Annotated in this window: 14 protein-coding genes, 1 tRNA gene and 2 pseudogenes; 12 read left to right on the top strand and 5 right to left on the bottom strand. The window is 43.7% G+C overall.

The window, feature by feature from the left end:
* Positions 1-15 precede the first annotated feature (15 nt).
* The 3 genes from OH144_RS13535 to OH144_RS13525 form a co-directional block, all read right to left on the bottom strand.
* Positions 16-795, bottom strand: a complete 780-nt coding sequence (locus tag OH144_RS13535; RefSeq protein WP_266206342.1) for an ABC transporter substrate-binding protein — start codon at positions 793-795, stop codon at positions 16-18.
* Between the two features lie 142 nt (positions 796-937).
* The gene (locus OH144_RS13530) at positions 938-2,008 is read right to left on the bottom strand and encodes a M42 family metallopeptidase (protein ID WP_266202779.1); all 1,071 of its coding nucleotides are present in this window, start codon (positions 2,006-2,008) and stop codon (positions 938-940) included.
* A gap of 100 nt (positions 2,009-2,108) precedes the next feature.
* Positions 2,109-3,668 carry an acyl-CoA carboxylase subunit beta gene (locus OH144_RS13525; RefSeq protein WP_266202778.1) on the bottom strand — a complete coding sequence of 520 codons (1,560 nt, stop codon included), beginning with the start codon at positions 3,666-3,668 and terminating at the stop codon, positions 2,109-2,111.
* Positions 3,669-4,017: 349 nt separating this feature from the next.
* Here OH144_RS13525 and mltG point away from each other — a divergent pair, with 349 nt between their 5' ends.
* The 12 genes and pseudogenes from mltG to OH144_RS13465 form a co-directional block, all read left to right on the top strand.
* On the top strand, positions 4,018-5,094 hold the full coding sequence (gene mltG / locus OH144_RS13520; RefSeq protein ID WP_266202777.1) for an endolytic transglycosylase MltG: 1,077 nt from the start codon (positions 4,018-4,020) through the stop codon (positions 5,092-5,094).
* A gap of 152 nt (positions 5,095-5,246) precedes the next feature.
* On the top strand, positions 5,247-5,657 hold the full coding sequence (locus OH144_RS13515) for an acyl-CoA thioesterase (RefSeq protein ID WP_266202776.1): 411 nt from the start codon (positions 5,247-5,249) through the stop codon (positions 5,655-5,657).
* Positions 5,657-6,631: a YihY/virulence factor BrkB family protein gene (locus tag OH144_RS13510; protein ID WP_266202775.1), complete on the top strand. Its 975-nt coding sequence runs from the start codon at positions 5,657-5,659 to the stop codon at positions 6,629-6,631. The genes OH144_RS13515 and OH144_RS13510 overlap by 1 nt, the downstream gene beginning before the upstream one ends.
* Before the next feature lie 154 nt (positions 6,632-6,785).
* Positions 6,786-6,870, top strand: a tRNA-Ser gene (locus tag OH144_RS13505).
* Between the two features lie 251 nt (positions 6,871-7,121).
* Positions 7,122-8,333, top strand: a complete 1,212-nt coding sequence (locus tag OH144_RS13500; protein ID WP_266202774.1) for a site-specific integrase — start codon at positions 7,122-7,124, stop codon at positions 8,331-8,333.
* 182 nt (positions 8,334-8,515) lie between these two features.
* A complete protein-coding gene (locus tag OH144_RS13495) occupies positions 8,516-9,436 on the top strand; it encodes a DUF4007 family protein (RefSeq protein WP_266202773.1) in 921 nt (306 codons plus the stop codon).
* Positions 9,426-12,635, top strand: coding sequence for a hypothetical protein (locus tag OH144_RS13490; RefSeq protein ID WP_266202772.1), 3,210 nt, complete (start codon positions 9,426-9,428; stop codon positions 12,633-12,635). The genes OH144_RS13495 and OH144_RS13490 overlap by 11 nt, the downstream gene beginning before the upstream one ends.
* Positions 12,628-13,728, top strand: coding sequence for a phosphoadenosine phosphosulfate reductase family protein (locus OH144_RS13485; RefSeq protein ID WP_266202771.1), 1,101 nt, complete (start codon positions 12,628-12,630; stop codon positions 13,726-13,728). The genes OH144_RS13490 and OH144_RS13485 overlap by 8 nt, the downstream gene beginning before the upstream one ends.
* A gap of 5 nt (positions 13,729-13,733) precedes the next feature.
* On the top strand, positions 13,734-14,831 hold the full coding sequence (locus OH144_RS13480) for a DUF262 domain-containing protein (protein WP_266202770.1): 1,098 nt from the start codon (positions 13,734-13,736) through the stop codon (positions 14,829-14,831).
* Position 14,832: 1 nt separating this feature from the next.
* On the top strand, positions 14,833-15,810 hold the full coding sequence (locus OH144_RS13475; protein WP_266202769.1) for a protein kinase domain-containing protein: 978 nt from the start codon (positions 14,833-14,835) through the stop codon (positions 15,808-15,810).
* Between the two features lie 102 nt (positions 15,811-15,912).
* Positions 15,913-16,210 (top strand): annotated as a pseudogene (locus tag OH144_RS13470) (transposase); the annotation flags it as partial.
* 185 nt (positions 16,211-16,395) lie between these two features.
* A pseudogene (locus OH144_RS13465) lies at positions 16,396-17,147 on the top strand (IS3 family transposase); the annotation flags it as partial.
* 142 nt (positions 17,148-17,289) lie between these two features.
* Here the strand turns inward: OH144_RS13465 and OH144_RS13460 are convergent.
* Positions 17,290-17,808: a hypothetical protein gene (locus OH144_RS13460; RefSeq protein ID WP_266202768.1), complete on the bottom strand. Its 519-nt coding sequence runs from the start codon at positions 17,806-17,808 to the stop codon at positions 17,290-17,292.
* A complete protein-coding gene (locus tag OH144_RS13455; protein ID WP_266202767.1) occupies positions 17,808-20,000 on the bottom strand; it encodes an AAA family ATPase in 2,193 nt (730 codons plus the stop codon). The genes OH144_RS13460 and OH144_RS13455 overlap by 1 nt, the downstream gene beginning before the upstream one ends.
* Between the last annotated feature and the right edge of the window lie 2 nt (positions 20,001-20,002).

The raw sequence follows: 20,002 nt of genomic DNA, 5'->3' as shown, positions 1-20,002 counted from the left end.
AAAGTATAAAGAGGATTATTTAAGATAGTGATTTTTTACCTCCTCCACTACCCGCTGCAAATAAGCCGGAGCTTTGGCCAGCCTGCTGCCGTACCAGCTGAACATCTCGCCGTCCACCACTTTTATACTTGCCTGCGGGCACAGCTCCTGAAACTCGGCTACATGCTTTTCTTTAAAGGGATAAGGCTCCGATGATAGAAGTATGAGCTGTGGATTGGCCCGCTGCAGTTGCTCCGGCGAAATCTCCGGGTAGCGTTCCGAATCGCCAAAGGCGTTCATAAAGCCACAGCGGCCAAGCATGTGGTCGATGATGTTGTGGCTGCCCACGGCCATGTAAGGCTTCCGCCAGATAAAGTAAGCCGTTTTGATGCCTGGCTGTACCGGCTGCAGCTGCTCAAAACCCTGTTTTATACTTTGCTCCAGTTCTGTGGCTCTGGCCTCCATGCCTGTTAACCTGCCAACCTGCCGCAGCATCTCCAGCGCATCCTCCAGGGTATAGATATCGCTCATCCATACCTTATACTTCTGCTGCAAAGCCTCAATGCCATCCTTATAGTTCTCTTCCTTATTGCCGATGATCAGGTCGGGCTGCAGGTCATCAATCTTTTCGAGATTAAAATTCTTGGTGCCGCCGATCTTTGCCTTCTGCTTTATCTGCTCTTTGGGGTGGATGCAAAACTTGGTCACGCCCACCACCCGGTCGGCTAAGCCCAGGTCGAATAGAAGCTCTGTTTGGGATGGCACCAGCGATACAATGCGCTGCGGCGGCTGCGACAGCGTGATCTGGTGGCCCATCTGGTCGGTGAAAGTCACGGTGGTAAAGTATGAATGGTTGAACGTTACCTGAACATACGCAGGACAGGGTAGAAAAACAAAACCCTCACAGGCCTTAAGGTGTTGGCGCTGCGAGGGTTTTCACTTGGCTAAAAGTGATGGCTTAGGTCAGGTAGCGGAAATCCTGCTTGTCCTGAATCTTAAGTATGGTTTCGTAGATCATCTTGATCACGTTGTCCACGTCGTCTTTATGCACAGTCTCCACCGTGGTGTGCATGTATTTGAGCGGCAGCGAGATAAGGGCAGAAGCCACGCCGGCGTTGGAGTAGGCAAAGGCATCGGTGTCGGTGCCGGTTGCACGTGAAACAGCCGAGCGCTGGAACGGAATCTCCTTCTCTTGCGCGGTGCGGATAATCAGGTCGCGCACATTGTTCTGCACAGCCGGGCCGTAGGCAATCACTGGCCCTTTGCCGCAGTGGATGTCGCCGCTGTTCTTCTTATCATACATCGGCGACTGCGTGTCGTGGGTTACGTCGGTGATGATGGCCACGTCCGGCTTGATGCGGTGCGCAATCATCTCGGCGCCACGCAGGCCAATCTCTTCCTGCACCGAGTTCACGATGTAAAGCCCGAAAGGCAGCTGGTTGCCATTTTCTTTAAGCTGGCGTGCCACCTCGGCAATCATAAAGCCCCCGATGCGGTTATCCAGCGCACGACCCACATAGTAGCGGTCGTTCATTACGGTGAACTCGTCTTCAAACGTAGCTACGCAGCCCACGTGGATGCCCATTTTCTCCACTTCCTCACGGTTGCTGGCGCCGCAGTCCAGGAACACGGTTTCGATGGTCGGAGCTTTGTCGTTCTCCACCTTGCGCACATGTATGGCCGGCCAGCCGAATACCGCCTTCACCACACCTTTGGCAGTATAAATATTTACCCTTTTAGATGGGGCAATCAGAGCATCGGAACCACCGTTGCGCTTCAGGTAAATGTAGCCTTCCGGTGTGATGTAGTTCACAAACCAGCTGATCTCGTCGGCATGGGCCTCAATCACTACTTTATATTCGGCCTGTGGGTTGATAACGCCTACCACGGTGCCGTAGGTATCAACAAAATATTCGTCAATGTATGGCTTTACATACTCCAGCCACAGTTTCTGGCCCTCCGACTCGAAGCCGGTGGGGGAGGAGTTGTTCAGGTATTTCTGTAGAAAATCAAAAGATTCTTGTCTCATGTAAGGTGATGGTGGTTTAGTTAGTGTCTGATTTCATAGAGGCCCGCGCATCGTTAAAGCTTATCCTTACGCAAAGGCCAAAGTGTAGTATAAGTAATAATTACAACGGAATGTTTCCGTGCTTCTTGCGTGGCAGCGTTACTGCCTTGTTTTCCAACATCTTAAACGCCTTTATCAATTTGGCCCTTGTTTCCGACGGCATGATCACCTCGTCGATGAAGCCGCGGTGCGCGGCGCGGTACGGTGTGGCGAACTTCTCCTTGTACTCCTGTACCTTCTCGGCCAGCTTGGCCTCCGGATCCTCTGCCTGCGCAATCTCGCGCTTAAAGATGATCTCAGCAGCGCCCTGCGCGCCCATGACGGCGATCTCGGCTGTCGGCCAGGCAAAGTTCATGTCGGCCCCAATATGCTTGGAGTTCATTACATCGTAGGCGCCGCCGTAAGCTTTGCGCGTAATCACGGTGATACGCGGAACCGTAGCCTCGCAGAAGGCATAGAGCAGCTTAGCACCGTTGGTGATGATGCCGCGCCACTCCTGGTCGGTACCCGGCAAAAAGCCCGGGACGTCCTCTAGAACTAGAAGCGGAACGTTGAAGCTGTCGCAGAAGCGCACGAAGCGGGCGGCTTTGGTGCTGGCGTTAATATCGAGCACGCCGGCCAGCACGGCAGGTTGGTTGCCCACAATGCCAATGCTGCGGCCACCCAGTCGGGCAAAGCCTACTACGATGTTCTCCCCGAAGTTCTTGTGCACCTCAAAGAAAGAATCAGCATCGATAATGCCCTCGATCACCTCGCGGATATCGTACGGCTGGTTCGGATTCTCGGGGATGATGGTGTCGAGCACCTCGCGGGTTTCGTCGGCCTGCGGCTCGTATGGCAGCGATGGGGGCAACTCCTCGCAGTTCTGCGGGATGTAGCTCAAAAGGGTTTTGATATAGGTGATGCACTCTACCTCGTTGGCGCAGGAGAAGTGCGTTACGCCGCTCTTGGTGCTGTGGGTGCTGGCGCCGCCCAGCTCCTCGGAGGTCACCTCCTCGTGCGTTACCGTCTTCACCACGTTAGGGCCGGTCACGAACATGTAAGACGTGTCTTCCACCATCATGATAAAGTCGGTGATGGCGGGGGAGTAGACAGCGCCGCCCGCGCATGGGCCCATGATGGCCGAGATCTGCGGGATGACGCCGGAGGCGAGCGTGTTGCGGTAGAAGATATCAGCATAGCCACCCAGCGACACCACACCCTCCTGTATTCGCGCCCCACCGGAGTCGTTGAGGCCGATGACCGGAGCACCGTTCTTCATGGCTAGCTCCATAATCTTCACGATCTTCTCGGCATGAGTCTCAGACAGCGAGCCGCCCAGCACGGTAAAATCCTGCGAGAACACATACACCAGACGGCCATTGATGGTGCCGTAGCCGGTTACCACGCCATCGCCCAGGAAGTACTGCTTGTCGAGGCCAAAGTCTTTGGAGCGATGCATCACGAACTTGCCGATCTCCTCGAAAGAGCCTTCGTCCATGAGGAGGTGAATGCGCTCACGGGCTGTCAGTTTGCCTTTCTTGTGCTGAGCCTCAATTCTTTCCTTCCCACCGCCAAGAAGGGCTTCGGCGTTTTTGCGCTCAAGGGTTTGGATCTGGGCCTGTCTGATGTCTCCTGCCATATTATGGGTATAAATGTATGTACAGCTTTTAGGTTAGTTTCCTCAAATTTATAAACTCTGGCGCTAATTACGGTACAGTTGTGGTATTTTTTGGATATGGGGGAGGTGATGTTGCAACATTGCCCCGGCGAGGATAAAATAGCCGGCTCCCAGATTCCGTTAACAAAGTGCCGTTGCAGCACCCCTTGCAGGATTTATACTTGTAACTGCGGTCAGGTCTATGCTTTAGGCAAGTATAAAAGGCATTTTAGCGGCCGAGCATTCTTAATTAGCTGCGGATGTGCTATTTTTGAGGCCTCAAAATAAGGTGGCGGAACCTAAAACCTTGTCCGCGCCTTTTACTTACACTATGGCCAACGAAGTCAATAACCCGATTGCAAAGCGGAAGCGCAAGAAAAAGAGCAGGCTGGTGCCCAGCCTGATAGCCTTAGGCATGTTCCTGTTTGTGAGCTTCTCCTACTATGCCTACCAGATCATGTACACCATGAACGTGGACACCAAGGAACGTGATGTGTATGTGCTCATCCCGACAGGAGCGACCTATAAGCAAGCCATGGACTCCGTGGAGGCAAGCGGCGTGATCATCGACAGGCTCTCGCTGCGCTTTATGTCCAAACTGATGGATTACGACAAGCTCGTGAAGCCCGGCCGCTACAAACTGGAGCATGGCTGGAACAACCGCCAGCTGATCGGGGTGCTGCGCCTGGGCGAGCAAACCCCGCTTAACCTCACGTTCAGCAACGTGCGCCTGCGCAGCCAGCTGGCCACTAAGCTGGCTGCTGACCTGGAAGCAAGCGAGCAGGAACTGGACAGCCTGCTAAACGACCCAGCCTACCTGCAGACCTTCGGCTTCGACACCACCAACATCGTGAGCATGTTCATCCCCAACACCTACCAGGTGTACTGGACGATAACGGCGCCGGAGCTGATGGAGCGCATGAAGAAAGAGTATGACAGGTTCTGGACAGAAGAGCGCAGAGCTAAGGCCGAGAAGCTGGGGCTGACGCCGCAGCAGGTATCCACGCTGGCCTCCATTGTGCAGGCCGAGACGCTGAAGAGCGACGAGAAGCCGCGCGTGGCCGGCGTGTATTTGAACCGCCTGCAGCGCGGCATGCTGCTGCAGGCCGACCCTACCGTTGTGTTTGCCGTGGGCGATTTTACGATCCGCCGCGTGCTCAACAAGCACCTGGTGCACGACTCGCCTTACAACACCTATAAGTATAAAGGGCTGCCGCCCGGCCCCATCAATGTGCCGGTTATCTCCAGCATCGATGCTGTGCTGAATCCGGAGGAGCACAGCTACCTGTACTTCTGCGCCCGGGAGGATTTCTCCGGCTACCACGCCTTCGCTACCACCGTGGCCGAGCACCAAGCCAACGCGCGCCGCTTCCACCGCGCCCTGAACGAGCGGAATATTATGAGGTAAGCTTAATTGTTGGTTGTTAATTGCTAATTGTTGGAGACCAGATGAAGTATAAATTTGTGCCTCCGATGGTGGTTTTATACTTTTCAATAATAAAAATAAAGTCTCTCGTATAGTATTCAAACAATCAACTATTAGCAATCAACAATAAAACTATGTTTGCATCCGACATACAGCTACGCGTGCGCTATGCCGAAACCGACCAGATGGGCTACGTGTACCACGGCAACTACGCCGCCTATTTTGAGGTAACCCGTACCGAAGTTTTCCGCCGCCTGGGTATAGAGTATAAAGAGATGGAGGCCACGGGTACCATGATGCCGGTCTTGGAGCTGAAGAGCAAGTTTATCCGCCCTGCCAAGTATGATGACCTGCTCACGATCAAGCTGTTTGTAAAAAGCAGGCCGCACGGCACACGTATAAAGTTTGAGTACGAGGTGTTAAACGAAGAGGGCACGCTGCTAACCATAGGCGAAACGTTGATGGTGTTTGTGGACATGAAGTCAGGCCGCCCAACGGAGATCCCCGCGCTCATACACGAGAAGTTAGATCCGTATTTTAGTTAATGAGGCTGAACCAGCAATACCTGAAGCGCCGCCGCGCCTACCGCAAGTTCATCGTTTTCCTCAAACGGTGGCGGTTCAACAATGGCAAGTTTTCGGTATATGATGTGGCCGATGTGCTGATAGGGGAGCTGCGCCTGGACTCGATCACCAAGCGCGCCTCGTACATGGCCTTCAACTTTACGCTGGCCACCTTTCCAACGATCATCTTCCTCTTCACGCTCATCCCCTACATCCCCAGCATCCTGTCGCTGGACCTGGGTGAGAGCATCCTCGACTTCATCGCCGATGTACTGCCCGAAGAGATGTATACCGTGGCCTATGGCACGATCGAGGACATTGTGAACAAGCCCCGTGGAGGCTTGCTCTCCTTTGGTTTCCTGTTCGCGCTGGTGCTGTCCACCAACGGCATTATGTCTTTGATGGATGCCTTCGACAAGAAGTACCATACTTTCTACAAACGCACTTACCTGCGTAAACGCCTGATCGCTACCATACTTACCGTCGTGCTCAGTATGATCTTGCTGACGGCGGTGGCCGCTATCTTTTTTGGGCAGTGGATACTGGATGTATTGGTGTTTTATGAGGTGGTGACGGAGAGCTATACGTATACCTTGCTGGTGATTCTCAAGTATGTGGCTATTGTGCTGCTCTTCCTGCTGGCTACCTCGCTTATCTACTATTTTGTGCCGGCCATAGAGGATAAATGGCCCTTCTTCTCGGCAGGAGCGGTGGTGGCCACGGTGCTGATCTTCCTGGTGTCGATGGCCTTTTCGCTCTACATCAGCGCTTTCGACACCTACAACAAGTTCTACGGCTCCATGGGCGCCCTGATCGGTTTGATGATCTGGCTCGACTTCGTTTCCATGATCCTCATACTTGGCTTCGAGATCAACGTCAGCATCGATACGGTCACAAAGCGCCTGGTACGCACCCCCACCACCCATTCAGGTAAAATGGCAAGTATAAAAGCATAAGGTTTATACTTGTGCATGCAGGAAATGCCGGAATAGAAAATTTTTAATTTGAGGATCAATGTGTTGAGCATACCTGCTCTAAACTGAAGAAAAATTTTGACGTATAGTTTTGAAAGTTCGGGGCAGTGCCCTACTTTTGTACACGAATTAAGACAGAGAGTTGGCGGAGTGGTCGAACGCGGCGGTCTTGAAAACCGTTGACTGTAACAGGTCCGGGGGTTCGAATCCCTCACTCTCTGCTGGTAGGAATACCAAAATCAGCTAAAAGCCTGCAAATCAAGAGTTTGCAGGCTTTTTTGTTTTTACCGGACTCCTAAATTTTACACCTTTTCCAATAGTTTAGGTGAGTTGTCCGGTGAGTTCCTCAAACGCCTCCAATGACTCACCGAATAGAGGTGTAACAGATTGATAAACAGGGTGTACGGAAGTTGTACATCTTGACTGCGGTTGACTGCAAGGCTACATTTGTTTAACCTTTTAAGTCACTGTTATGAGTATCAATTTCAGTCTCCTCTTCTATCTGAAGAAACCAAAGAACTACCAAACAGGCCCCGTGCCGATCTACCTGCGTGTCACTGTGGCTGGCAAGCGGGCTGAATTAACCACAAGCAGGTCTGTTGAGCCAGAGAGGTGGATTTCCTCCGTGGGTCGCGCCATAGGCACCAAGGCAGCGGCAAAGTCATTGAACGCCTACCTGGACAACCTGCAGGCGAAGGTGTACGAGGCACACCGCCAACTCGTAGAGGCAGGACTGCCGCTGACGGCGGAGGCCATCAAGAACAAGTTTCTGGGGAAAGTAGAGAAGGGCAAGACGCTGGTGGAGGTCTTCTCCGAGCACAACAGCAAAGTAGCGGCACTGGTCGGGGATGAGTTTGCCCCCGGTACCCTGGAGCGCTATACTACTTCGCTGAAACATACGCAGGAGTTTATGCAATGGAAGTACGGGGTGGAGGACATGGAGATCAAGGACGTTGACCATGCCTTTGTCACCGACTACGAGTTCTACCTGCGCAGCGTACGCAAGTGCTCCAACAATACGGCCGTCAAGTACATCAAGAACTTCGGCAAGATCATCCGTATCTGCCTGGCCAATGGGTGGATTTCCTCGGATCCCTTCGCAAACTATAAATCAAAGATAAAGACCGTGGAGCGGGTGTTCCTCTCAGAAGAGGAGCTGCAGCGGCTGGCGGAAAAAGAGTTCCCTACAGAACGCCTGGCGCAAGTGCGGGATATCTTCCTGTTTAGCTGCTTCACTGGCCTTGCCTACGTGGACGTGCAGAAGCTAAGGCACACGGACTTGCAAAAGGGTATAGACGGGGAGCAATGGATTTATAAGAGGAGACAGAAAACGGATACACCTTCCCGGATTCCCCTGCTGCCAACAGCTCTTCGGATCATCAATAAATACAGACTGCATCCGCAGTGCCTTCATGAAGGGAGGGTGCTGCCGGTGCCGAGCAACCAGAAGATGAACGCTTACTTAAAGGAGATCTCCGCCCTGTGCGGGGTTCAAAAGCAGATGACCTTCCACACCGCCCGCCACACCTTTGCCACCACCGTCACGCTGCTCAATGGGGTGCCGATGGAGAGCGTGTCGAAGATGTTGGGGCACACGAACCTGAGAACCACGCAGCACTATGCCAAAATACTGGATGTGAAGGTGGGGGAGGACATGAGGGTACTGAAGAAGAAATATAACTAAAAAAAGCATAAGTAGTGCAGGTGTTGTTGCATTCACCAGTTAACCTATTTCTTTTGTGTTAACTATTGTTAGAGTTAATGCTAATGTAATTAGTGTTTTTAAATGCTATTCAATAGGCATCTATATATAGTATTTGTATCTTTGATAGTTTCTTCAGCCTTTAAATTCAGGCTCGTTTAGATATGATTATAGAACAAGATTTACAAACAAAGTACACTTTCTCAGGACACGAAAAGTTTCAGTGCAGGCAGCTATGGCTTAAGAAAGGATACGATTACTTAAAATTAAACAAGCTATTTACAGATGAGGATGCTGTAATTGAGTTAGGGGTAGGTAAGAACATGGTTGCTTCTATTCGATTTTGGCTTAAGGCTTTTGGTATAACAGACGCTCAAGACCAAATAACAGAAGTTGGGGAGCTTTTATTGAACGATAATGGGTTTGATGAGTACTTGGAAGATGATGCTAGCCTTTGGCTGTTACACTACCTTTTAGTTAAGACAAGTTTCGCTTCTACCTATTCTTTGATATTTAATGAGTTTAGAAAGGAAAGGCAGGAGTTTAACTCTGATAACTATGAAGCTTTCATCAAGAGAAAATCAGAAGTGGTTTCTGGTCTCAATTTTAACTCTAATACAATCCAAAATGACTTTGATATCTTCAAGAAGATGTATGTGTCTTCTGCAGAAGACTTTAAGAATTTTGATGATAGTTTTATAGGTGTACTTACTGACTTGCACTTAGTAGGTACTGTACAAAAAGAAGAAAGCTATGATACCGATAAAACAAGGAAGAAGACGAGACAAGTCCTTTTTATTAATAATACAGAGAGAGAGAATTTACCTGTAGAAATTTTACTTTACTCTATACTTGATAACCCTAATTACAGCTCTTCTATAAGCTTACCAGCGCTTGAGAATGATTTTAATAGTCCTGGAAATATATTTGCATTAAGCCGAGCTGGCCTTGTGTCAAAAATACAGGAAGCTCAAGAAAAGTACTCTTCAGATATCATCTATACTGATCACGCAGGTATCAAAGAATTACAGTTTAAGAGAAAAGTTGATCCGATAGATATGCTTACTTCTTATTATGAGAAATAATTACACCCCCTCTATCAACATCATTCGTGATATTGATAGAGAAGTTACATATATACCTACACCTAACGCCAAGCGTACAGTAAGCCAAATTATTGAGGACTTTAGAAATGGAGTTCGTTCATTTAATTTAATTGGTTCTTACGGCACCGGTAAATCTTCTTTTCTTCTTGCGCTTGAGCAAAGCTTGAAAGGCACTAAGCCTTACTTTAGCGTGCCCTTCATAAAGGGCCAAAACTTTGGGACACTCAAAATTGTAGGTTCTTACAAGAGCATTATTGAGACCTTTGCTAACAAGCTAAATATACCTGTTGATACAGATGTTACTGATAACATTCTTACGGAGTTAGTTAGCTTCTACAAAGGCTTAGGTAGTCAGCCGTTGCTATTTATTGTGATTGACGAATTTGGTAAGCTTCTTGAATATGCTGCGCAAAATAATCCAGGGCGAGAACTATACTTTGTTCAACAGTTAGCTGAACTTGCAAATGACACAAAGTATAACTTTGTGCTCATAACAACGATTCACCAAAGCTTCGAAAGCTATGGATATGAATTAACTGATTCACAAAGGCAGGAGTGGACAAAAGTTAAAGGAAGGTTCAGAGATGTGACTTTCAATGAGCCTGTTGAGCAGTTACTCTACTTAGCCTCTGAGCACATAGCTGAAGTAAGAACAACTAAAACTAATGAGAACAGCCTTGTACGCTCTTTTGATCTCTTCTTAGAATCTAAAGCCTTTAACTATAATGAAGGCTTTAGTAAAGAATTAAATTCTAAGGTATATCCTTTGGATTTAATATCAGCTAATGTGCTAACGCTCGCACTACAGCGTTACGGACAAAATGAGAGGTCTTTGTTTTCTTTTCTTGAAAGTACGGACCATACTAGCCTCGCACACCACAGGACAGTACAAGATCCTTTCTACAATTTAGCTAATGTGTATGACTACTTACACTTCAATTTCTATTCGTATTTAACGTCGAGGTTTAATGATGACTTTGCAGCTTGGGCTTCAATAAAGTCTTCTATAGAAATTGTAGAGAGAGAATTGATAACTGACCTAGCAGCTTATATAAAGTTAATAAAAGCTATTGGTCTAGTAAATGTGTTTGCAGCCTCTGGTGCAGTTTTAGATAGAAACTTCTGGACAAGCTATGCTTCCTTAAGCCTTGGAATTTCGAACGCGGATGAGCTTTTAAATAGTTTAGAAACAAAGAAGATCATATTCTTCCGCAATTATAGCCAAAGATACATTCTTTTTGGGGGTACTGACCTAGATATCCAAGCTGCAATGAAGGAAGCAGTTGGAAAAGTAAGTGATATCAAAAACATAAAATCAGCACTAGAAAAGTATATTTTATTACCACCTGTCTTAGCTAAAGCTGAATCTTATAAAAAAGGTACTCCGAGAGCTTTTGAATTTGTTATATCTGATTCTCCTATTGATATCCAGCCAAAAGGAGAAGTTGATGGCTTCATAAATCTTATATTCAATGAATCCCTAAGCATTGAAGAACTTCAAGAAGTTTCAGCAAACCAAAAAGAAGCTATTCTGTACGCTTACTATCAAAACTCTGCTGATATAAAGAAACTGCTTCTAGATATTGAGAAGAGTAAGAAGGTGCTAGAAGAGAATGAAGGTGATAGAGTGGCGAAGCGCGAGCTAAGCGGTATCATTGAGCATCAGAAGAAGCTTTTAAACCACTACTTGGTTGATAATCTATATAGTAAAAACTCCGATATAATTTGGTATTGGGATGGACAAAAAGTTAGGCCAAGCTCCAAGAAACAGTTCAACTCATTACTATCAGATATTTCTGAACAAGTATATAAAAGTGCTCCTGTTTTTAAGAATGAGCTAGTTAACAAGCATAGAGTTTCGACTGCCATACATACAGCAAAGAAGAACCTCTTTGAGGCTCTAGTACAACATTATATTGACGTTGAACAAGCATTTGCTCAAGGTAAGTTTCCCCCTGAGAAAACTATATACATAACTCTGCTAAAAGTTAATGGGCTAGAACCAGGAGGGAAAGAAGTTAACATTGCTGCTGACTCTTCCTTTAAAGCCGTTTGGAATCACAGTCTTGCCTTCTTAGAAACAGCAAAGAAAGAAAAGACAAATTTACAGGGGTTGGTCGAGAAATTAGGTAGAAAACCTTTTAAGTTAAAAGAAGGCTTAATTTCATTGTGGGTCCCAGTATTCTTGTTTTTGAAAAGGCATGACTTTGCGCTTTTTGGCAAGGATGGTTATATACCTGAACTTACAGAAAAGAACCTCGAATTAATTTCCAAAGACCCTCAAGACTATTGGATAAAAGCATTTGATTTAGAAGGAGTAAAACTAAACCTGTTCAATAGTTATAGAGAGCTCTTAAATCAGGAAACTAGAGAAATATTTTCAAACCAGGCATTCATAGAAACGATTAAGCCTTTCCTTGTTTTCTATAAGCAGCTTCCAGAGTACTCTAAGAATACGAAAAGATTAACAAAGGAAGCTTTGGCAATAAGAGAGGCAATCATAAAATCGAAAGATCCTGAAGAAACTTTTTTTGTTGCGTTCCCAGCAGCACTCGGTGTGTCAACACAGCAGTTACAAGAGAATGCGTCCTCATTAGATCAGTATGTTCCAAAGTTACAAGAGGCTATTACTGAATTAAGAACAAGCTATGATCGATTATTAAACAGGATTGAAGAATACATACAAAATGAGGTAGTCGGGGACAGCTTAACTTTTAAAGAATATAAAGAGCACCTGCAAAAGAGATTTAAGCAGCTAAAGAAGTACATGCTAGTCGGTTATCAAAAGACTTTCGTGCAACGATTAGGCTCAGAAATAGATGATAGAAAAGCTTGGTTAGAGTCTCTTTGCCAAGCAGTAGTAGGCAAACCTCTAGATACTATAAGCGATAAGGAGGAGATACAGCTATATAATAAGTTTGGATCTCTGATTCTAGAACTAGATAGCTTAACAGAGATTTCTAAACAAGATATAAACGATGAAAAAGAAGAAGTATTAGGTATACAGTTTAATACTTTTGTTGATGGTATAAAGAAGAGTTTAGTTAGATTACCAAAGGATAAAGCATCAGAGATAAATGAGGTAAAGGAGACATTTAAGAAATCTCTGTCAAGTGACTCAAGAGTCAATATAGCTGCTTTAGCTAAACTACTAAAAGAGTTGATTCAGAATGGCTAAAATAAGACATGTATTAGGAATATCGGGGGGAAAAGATAGCGCAGCTTTAGCTATCTATATGAAGGATAAATATCCTAACCTTGATATAGAATACTATACAAGTGATACTGGTAAAGAGCTTGATGAAACGTATCAGTTAATTGAGAATCTAAAGATTTACCTAGGGAAACCAATTCAAATATTAAAGGGTGCTGAAGGCAGTCATTTGGACCCATTTGATCACTTCCTGCAATCTTACGGAGGATATCTGCCTTCGTCGATGTCTAGATGGTGTACGAAGAAGCTTAAGCTTGAGCCTTTTGAAAAGTATGTTGGGGAAGATCTTGTAGTGTCATATGTTGGTATACGAGGTGATGAAGACCGAGAAGGGTATATCTCAAGACGTACAAATATTCAATCGATATTCCCATACCGCCAAAATATTTGGAGTGAAGATGTTATATCTAAATTTCTGAAATTTGAGATAGAAAAAGCTATTGCACTTGCTGATGTTGTAGATCTAGAGAAGAAAAAAGCTGACTTTATAGATGTTCTAGCCAAAGAAGTTACTCCTCGCTATAATCAGCAGAGTAAGCTCGCAGAATTATTTAGTCAAGGAGTTAAGGAGACTAATTACCTCATATTCGAATTCTTAAAGACTACAAGTTACCCATTAGCAAAGGAAAGCGACTTTCCACTGCTTGAGAATGAAGAGGTGATTGTACGTGATGATGTTTTCAGAATTTTAGAGGAGAGTGGTGTAGGTGTACCTTCATATTATAAGAAAGTAGAGTTTGAAGTAGGTGGGAAAAAAGGTCAATATTCCCGCAGCCGCTCTGGCTGCTACTTCTGCTTTTTTCAACAAAAAATCGAATGGGTATGGCTATATGAGCAACATCCTGAGCTTTTTCAAAAGGCACTAGAGTATGAGAAAGATGGCTATAATTGGAACCAAAAAGAAAGTCTTTCGGAGTTGATCAGGCCAGAGAGAATAAAGCAAATAAAAGAAGAGTATATTAAACGCCAAGAGCGCGCTACAGCTACTAAATCACAGTATCTTCTAGATATTTTGGATGATTCGGAAAGTGAAGGCTGTGCTGCTTGTTTTATTTAACTTTCATGAACTATACCACATTAGAATGGTCTGTGAACGACCTTATCAGATTGTACGAAGACGAGAAATTAAACTTATCTCCTTCATATCAACGAAATGATATTTGGACATTACAAGCAAAAAAAAGGTTGATTGATTCAATTAAGATTGGGTACCCATTACCTGCGTTTTTCTTGCATAAGCAGGATAATGAAGTTTATGATATGGTTGATGGTCAACAAAGAACCCGTACATTAATAGGGTATGTTAAAAAATTGTATCCAGACCTTAACAAAGAATATTTTGATGAACAAAATCCCAAAGAAATCTTAGATTATAAAATCTCTGTTGTAGTTATTGGTAAAAGTGATGATGATACAATCGAAGACTTTTATTACAGGGTAAATAATTACGGTTCAAAACTAAACAGGCAAGAAAAGCTTAAAGCTCAAAAAGCTAATAGCATATTTTTAGAGCTTGTTGAAAGTTTAGCCGAAAGCCAAGACTTTAACTCTTTAAACCTATTCAGTGATGCAGCAACTGAAAGGATGATTGATGTTGATTTTATTTCGGAATTAGTCGCTCAAATAAAGTACGACATTACGGACAAAAAGAAATATGCAGATAAGTTATATGATGTAGTTGAAACTCGCGAAGAGGCTAATTCTTTAAAAAACGACTTCTTTGAACTTCTTAGGATTGTTCAAAAGTTCAATAACATCTATCCTATTAATAAAACAAGGTATAAACAGAAAAATGACTTTTATACCCTTTTTGGATTTTTGAAAAGAGTTAAGGATATGGACTATGAGGAATTGGTAACTTTTTACAAAATTTTAGTCGTCATTGGACCAGATATCTTACCATCTAATGATGATTGCATTGCTCTGCAAGAATATGCTTTTAATTGTGTAAGTCAATCTAATTCTTCTGAAGCTCGAGGAGCACGCCTTGCTTTTTTTGAAGAGTTACTTACTAACAATTCTGAAACGTTAAATGAGACTCAGGAAGAAATTTTAGACTTTTATGATCTTGATGAAACTGACTCATTACATGTCCAAGATTATTTAACAATCAATCCTACTTCTATTAATAATAAGAGGAAGGCTCCAATAGTATTCTAGAATGAGGTCAGGTAAAAGTGGCGTTTTCCTTTCAAACGATCCTAGGAAGGATATAATTGAAGTAAAGAACAAAGTTTATTCAATTAGAAGCTTAAGTAACACCTCCTCGAAATCTAAAGGAGGAAATTCTAGTGTTTTTATTGTTCATGATGCAGACGAAAATATAGACAGAGTAATAAAGTTTTCTAAATATCCACGCTTACCTTTATTAACACCAAAGGAAATAAGAGGATTAAACACTTATGATAGAACAAACTATCAGTTTAATAGGAAAAGGAACGCGAGATTTGATCAAGAGGTAGAAGCACTTAAAATTGCCAAAGCAGAAAGCTTCCCAAATATAGTAGAGTTTTATAATGAGGGGGAGTTGAAAGTTGGATCGAATAATTTTCCATACTTTATTATGGAAAAAGCTGAAACTGACCTGAAAGAATTTATTCTTTCAACCACCGATTTAGATAGTCAGTCTCGCATAGGTATCTGTATTGATATTATGCGAGCTGTGAAACAATTACATGGTAAGACAATTTTCCATAGAGATATCAAACCAGATAATATTTTACTATTCACCACAAATAATACTGGGATAAAAAGATGGAAAATTAGTGACCTAGGTTTGATTCATAATGGGAAACGAGAAGATGTATTAGATGAAGTAGGCGAAAAAATCGGACCCTATGGTTGGCTTTCTCCTGAGGCAATGAATAAACATCTTACGGAGAAAACAGATTTATTACATGATTGTATAATTGATGAATTTTCAGATGTCTTCCAATTAGGTAAGGTGTTTTGGTTTATTTTTCAAGGAAACGTACCAATTGGACAAATAAACTTAGAAGACTTTCATCTAGACTTTAATGAGAAGGTTTATTTGTTCAGAGTCATAAAAGGTATGCTTGAATATAATAAAGCGAGAAGAACTAAAATTAGCCAATTAGAAGAGGAGCTAGATTTGTTAGCTCACGAATTTGGTGTGTAAAATTGAAACTTTTAGCACAATAAAGACTACTATATTGTGAGCTCACCCCAAAACAGAATTGTTTTAAAGTAGAGAAACCCCCTTAACTTTGAACAGTTGTTTATGAAAAGGAAAATATTTACCCCCCAGCAGATCGCCAAGATCCTGAAGGAATTCGAAGATGGTAAAAGCGCGGTCGAGATCAGCTGGGAGCACGGCGTGAGCTAGGCTGCTTTTTACAAGTGGCGCCAGTGCTACAACGGCATGGATGCTACCGAGCTCAAGCGTCTCAAGGAGCTGGAGGAGGAGAACCGCCGCCTCAGGGCCATGTACGCTGAGCTGGCCCTGGACCTGAAAGTAGCCAGGGAGATATCGAAAAAAAGCTCTAGCGCCCTGCCAGAAGCGCCAGATCGCGCAGGAGTAGGCTTCCCAGCCCCAGGTCGGGAGACCTTCAAATGCTGCTCCTGGCAGAAGGCCCGCTGGCTCAGGCCACTTTCTTCATACATCTCCACTAAGTGGAGCATTTTCTCTTGATGGGTCATCTTGCTTTTTTTGCCAGCAAAACTAAACCCTGCGCCTTAGGCCGGAAAGATGCACTTGGTCGGGCGGATACGCATCAGCAGGGCGTGCCGGGTACTGAATCTAAGCAAGTGCGTCTACTATTACCAGTGCAAAAAGATAACACTGTCGTGGAAGAGGCACTCCGGCAGAAGGCCGAGTTGCACCCCCAGGAGGGCTTCTGGAAGGCTTATCACCGCCTGCGTAAGGAAGGCCGCCCCTGGAACCACAAACGGGTGCACCGGGTCTGCAAGAAGATTGGTTTGAGTCTCCGCCGGAAAGCCAAAAAGCGGCTACCTGAACGGGTAAAAGAACCTTTGCAGGTGCCAGGGGAACTAGACCACACCTGGTCGATTGACTTCATGAGCGATGCGCTGGCTAACGGCCGCAAGTTCCGCTCCTTCCACGTGATGGACGACTTCAACCGGGAGGCCCTGCACATCGAGATCGACTTCTCTTTGAAGAGCAACCGGGTAGTATGGGTGCTGAACCACCTGATCAAATGAAGAGAAAAGCCACAGCGCATCCGCATGGACAACGGCCCGGAGCTGATCGCCTCGCTGATGGAGGAGTGGAGCCGCATGCACGGCATTGAGTTTCTTTATATCCAGCTGGGCAAACCGACTAAGAACTCCTTTGTGAAGCGCTTCAATGGTACCTTTAGAAGAAATATGCTGGACGTGCACCTGAATGACTCTCTAGATCAGGTGCGGCAGATTGCCCAGGTGTGGCTGAAGGATTACAACCAGATGCGGCCCCATGACAGCCTTCAAGGGATGAACCCGGTGAATTATGCCCGGGCAGCCGCAGGGGGTGTTCACAGTAGATAACCCCTCCAGGATTACCCAAAATGAACACCCATAGTAATAGTGATAGAAGTGATTTTAATTTTGACCTCCTCCCGAAAAACCGGGGAGCCGACACTTTAATAATTTTCAAATTTCATTTATCCTCGGAAATGAAATCAGCTTTAATCTTTGACAAATCATTTAGCAGATCCACAAATAAATATTGGGTATTGTCCAATTCACCATTGTCAAATTTATTTTTGAGAAAGATCAACCCTCCATAAGCATACTCTTCTATAAATGTGACGATTTTTCGAACAACCTCCGCCAACTCCTTCTCATCCATATCCTCTAACTCGTTCCAGTCAAAACCTATCTCATCTGATCTACTAAAAATGGTTAATAAAAGAAAATCAATTAGTGGGGAGGCACTTTTCCAACCTCCAATTTTTTCAAATTTATCAGAGTATGAATTTCCTGTTGGCAATTCGATTCTACTGTCCAGCTTCAGTCCTAAATAAAAAGAATAGACATATAATTCATATAATGGTCCGAACTGGGAGAATTCCCCTTTTTTCTGTTTATTGGCAAGCTTTACAAACAGATATTCCACCGATTTAGGAAATCTTGGATACTTTATAAGTATAATTTCTCTGAATTCACTACTCGTCATTATTTAATTTTTTTATGTTCAGTATAAACTTCAACCTGTTTAAGGTTTCTCGGGATTTGGTTTAAGTACATCGTACTCACACTATTATTTTTCAGAAGCTCATTACCTAATTTATTAAGTTTATTTTCTGAATCACGATCATATAGGTCTTTTATCAAGATGATACTTTGAGGGAACACTTTTTCAGTCTCCTCGAAAAATCCTTTTATAAAACCCTGACCAAATGCGGATAATGGTGCATCTGCTAATAATGGATACAAATAGCCATAAGGATTTACTGAAATGATCGCCATAAGCACCGCTAGTACCTTCATTCTTTGAAAACCTTCTGAAGCCCCAGTTACTTCATTTCCTTGTTCATCTATGTATTTAAAATCTATCGTTCCTCTTGGATTTTTTTCAAATTTTAGAATACCGCCAGCTAATTCATTATACTTGATGAGGTTTTGAAAATGTTGGTTAGCCTCCTTTTCGAGTTTTAGGATCATACCATCAAAAACTCTTACCTTGGTTCGTTGAGCAGCATTTCGCAAATCAGCCGAAATGTCGAGATGTAACTCATATTCTTTAGGCGTATCCTGAGGTCTCATTCTTCCTAATTCATTTTCATCTTTTCTTATTCCTTCATTTAATGATTCTATTCGATTTTTAGCTTTTACGATATCATCCTCAGATTTTTGTAGCCGGGTTAATGCTCCTTTATATTGCGCCATAATTTGACGAGCATCTGCCATATTATCCTCATCACCTATAATTAAGTGAGAACGCTCATCTTTTAAGCTTTTGATCTTGTCTTTTACTTTTGTTATTCGTTCTAATAGTTCTTGCTCCTTTTCTCTAGTTCGAGTAATAGAATGTTGAATTCCTCCTATCCTTCCTACATAAGGTTGGGCTCCTAGCTGAATGTCACCAAAGAAGTCATTTAGATCGTTCTTGAAAATTTGAACTGACTTATTCTGCCCAGAATCCTTCCTGTTCAATAAACTAGCAATGTGTTTCCAGGGGGCAGAATTCTCCGGAGCTGGGCGATCACACACATAGCAGTGCCCCTTATCTATCATAGTTTGCAATGTCACGGAATCTGGTGAATCAGGAGGGAGAAGATTTATTTGACTGTTGGTATCTTCACTTAATATAGCGGCCTTCTTCAAAGTTCGTACTTCCCGATACTTGTTAAGTTTTTCTTTGAAACTTGACACTTCATTTTCACAACCCATTGCAATCCAGCCATAACTGCCATCAAAAAACCGTTCATTTAATTTTTCAACAAGGCGGTCATATTCATCTTTAAGCGTTTTTAGCTTGGCGTTTTGATCTTTGATCTTATCATCAAATTCTTTTCTAGCTTCTGCATTCTCATTTAAACTTTCAAGCTTATCAACTTCAGTCTTATTTTCGGCATATGAATGCTCATATGATTGAAGCTTTTCTAATTCGCTATCTAGAGAATTTTTCTTAGTCTCTTTTTCTTCAAGCTTTTTCAGATAATTCTGGGAAGCAGCATCGTTTGATGCTACTCTTTCATTGAGATCTTTTTCAGCTCTGTCTGCTACATATTTAGTTATCTTTTCTAGTTCATCGTATTTATTAATGTCTGTTAAACTTTTAACTGCTCTATGTAAGCTATCAGCCTGATTAAAATCTATCAACTTATCAACTTCCTCTCCCTGGAAGAGAGAATATTCTCTTAGATTTGGTTGTATAAGTTTATTAAGAATTCTTTTATGCTCGTCATCATCATATACCTCATGGAACTCCAAAAGCTGAATATCTCTCTTTGAAACTTCTAAATCTTTGAAAAAGACCTGCCAATCTGAACCATCAGTGAGTGAAGACTCAGATTTTGACTTTTTTAATCTAAAACCTTTATTTATCCGATATCTAAATCTGTTATCGCTAAATTCAATAGCTACATTGCACTCAATTATATCATTTACAGCTGCTTCATACTTAGCCTTATCTGAACAGACTTTGACTGCCTGATTTTTGATATTCTTTCTGGTTTTTGTATCTGAGTCGAGAACCTCGTCATAAAAAATCCATAGAAAACCGTTAAAAAACTTAGACTTTCCACCGCCATTGTCAGCTACAACTATATTAACTCCTTCTGAGAACTCGTAAGTATTATTCTCAAGCGGACCATAATAATTAAAGAAGTTTTGAAACGATATTTGATTTATAATGGAAGCCATAG

Source organism: Pontibacter kalidii, assembly GCF_026278245.1.
Classification (GTDB): domain Bacteria; phylum Bacteroidota; class Bacteroidia; order Cytophagales; family Hymenobacteraceae; genus Pontibacter; species Pontibacter kalidii.
This window is presented reverse-complemented; position numbering and strand designations above follow the sequence as displayed.